The organism is Oleiphilus sp. HI0066 (assembly GCF_001635725.1).
Genome location: NZ_LWFH01000033.1, coordinates 1 through 520, shown reverse-complemented (window position 1 = coordinate 520; position 520 = coordinate 1). Strand labels below are relative to the sequence as shown.

Below are 520 nucleotides of genomic sequence, written 5' to 3'. Positions count from 1 at the left end.
ATTGCCAGAACCTAAACCGATCACACGTCCATCAGCAACCACCGCAATACTGCTATCTAGATTGTCTTGATCATCGACAATGGTCCAATGAGTATCGTCGCTGAGCGTAATATCCTGACTACTTCCATCTTCATACGTTGCCTGTGCTTTGAAGTCAGCGGCAACGTTATCAATCTGCAATTGATCAATCGGTACTAGGCTTTCAGATTTCGAGACAATCATCGGCAAGTCTGGGTTGCCGTCAACGGTCTCAACGTCGATGTCTGTGATTCTAGCCTCAAAAACGTCTAGACGCCCACTGGGATTAGATTGAAGCACCTCATTTGTGTCTGCTGAGCTAGACACTTTCAACACAGCAAAGATCTCGGCTTGGCCCTCATGCAGGCCTCTTATAGTATTGCCATTATATACCTCGGCTACGCTGCTATTGGAGCTATACCAATCGACCTTTTCAGTGTAATCGGCTTCGGTTCCGTCTGAGAAAGTTACCGTGGCGTTATAATCTATTTTGCTGCCCTCA

The 520-nt window shown here is 46.5% G+C and carries 1 protein-coding gene; it reads right to left on the bottom strand.

What is annotated here, in order from left to right; translation table 11 throughout:
* Positions 1 to 520: Ig-like domain-containing protein (locus A3738_RS00900; protein WP_197473486.1), on the bottom strand; the 520-nt coding region annotated here is incomplete at both ends.